The organism is Bradyrhizobium altum, from assembly GCF_020889705.1.
GTDB lineage: Bacteria > Pseudomonadota > Alphaproteobacteria > Rhizobiales > Xanthobacteraceae > Bradyrhizobium > Bradyrhizobium altum.
In genome coordinates, this window is sequence record NZ_JACMYP010000536.1 from 1 (window position 1) to 1,392 (window position 1,392).

Annotated in this window: 2 protein-coding genes and 1 pseudogene; 2 read left to right on the top strand and 1 reads right to left on the bottom strand. The window is 65.2% G+C overall.

Features of this window, described 5'->3' with window-relative positions:
- Nucleotides 1-231 (top strand): annotated as a pseudogene (locus H8B02_RS47180) (hypothetical protein); the annotation flags it as partial.
- A gap of 75 nt (nt 232-306) precedes the next feature.
- Here the strand turns inward: H8B02_RS47180 and H8B02_RS47185 are convergent.
- Nucleotides 307-930 (bottom strand): L,D-transpeptidase, encoded by a 624-nt coding sequence (locus H8B02_RS47185; protein ID WP_092125582.1) that lies wholly within the window; start codon nt 928-930, stop codon nt 307-309.
- Nucleotides 931-1,112: 182 nt separating this feature from the next.
- Between H8B02_RS47185 and H8B02_RS47190 the strand changes: the two genes are divergently transcribed.
- A partial coding sequence (locus H8B02_RS47190; protein ID WP_229172499.1) for a hypothetical protein occupies nt 1,113-1,392 on the top strand: 280 nt, incomplete at its 3' end.

The following is a 1,392-nucleotide window of genomic DNA, read 5'->3' on the forward strand; positions in this document are numbered from 1 at the left end:
CCCCCGACGGCGCCGCGTACGGCCGTTGCTTCACCGCCGGTGCGCCGGTCGTACCCGCCGACCCAGGCCTACATCCCGCCGCCACCGGCTGCATCAGCGGCCCCGCTGCCGGCGCCCGTTGCGGCCGCACCGCAGACGGTAGCACCGCGGCCGGTTCAGCCGCAGCAGTCCTCTGTTGTCGATGCCGATGATAACGGCCCCGTGGTTCGGCCGCCGATGCCGCTGCGCTGACGGCCAGCTAACGAATGAAAGAAAGGGCGCCGATCGCGATGATGCGATCGGCGCCCTTTCACCTCAATGTGCGAACTAAGCGCTCTGTCCCGGCGGCAGCACGACCACGGTCGCGCCCGGCTTGACGTGCTGGTAGAGATCGATGACGTCGGCGTTGTTCATGCGGATACAGCCCGATGAGATCGCCTGCCCGATATATTCAGGCTGGTTGGTGCCGTGGATGCGGTAGAGCGTGTCCTTGTTGCCCTGGTAGAGGTAGATGCCCCGGGCACCGAGCGGATTGGCCGGTCCGCCGGCGACACGCGCCGGATACGGTCCGAGCCGCTCCTGGATATCCTTGGTCGGAACCCAGTCGGGCCACTCCGCCAGACGGCCGACCGTGGCGACGCCGGAGAACGCCATCGCCTCCTCGCCGACGGCGACGCCGTAGCGGATCGCCTTGCCGCCGGGCAGCACGTAATAGAGGTAGCGCGCGTCGGTATCGACCAGGATCGAACCCGGCTGCTCCTTCCGCCTGTAATCGACAATGTGGCGCTGGAACTGATCCGGAATCTTGGCATCCGCATAGGGCGGATGCGCCAGCAATTGCCGATCGCGCGGCGTCATCGCGGCATCCGTCACCGGCGACAGCGTCGCCTGCATGCAGCCGCCAAGTGCGAGCGAACCCATCAGCACCGCAGCAAGCCCCAACTTCGACACGATTATTCTCCCCTGCGTCAAGTTGTGGCACTTGCTGCCGAAATCGTGCTGAAATCGTGGCAGCGCAGATTGGAACACGGCTGTTTGATCGGTTCCTTCGGCAAGTGTGTCCTTCCGGTTGCAGTCGGTTCCCGCGGACGCTAGCCTTGCGGCAAAATGTCTAAAACATCGGGAGGAATTCGATGCGTTACGCACTGCTGATCGGCGGCCTGATTGTCGCGGCAACACCGGCCCATGCCGATCCGCGTGCGGCCTATGTCACGATGGTGCTGCAGGCCTTTGCCGCCAAGGTCGAGTGCCCCGGCACCGATCTGGTCTATCAGGACCTCGTGCAGCGCGCGCAGGACATGCACCTGCCCGACGGCACCACCGAGCAGGTGCGCAAGGCGATCGCGTTCATGCATACCGGCGGCAAGATGGGCGAGAAACAGGCCGACGACCTGATGACCGAAGTCGCGATCG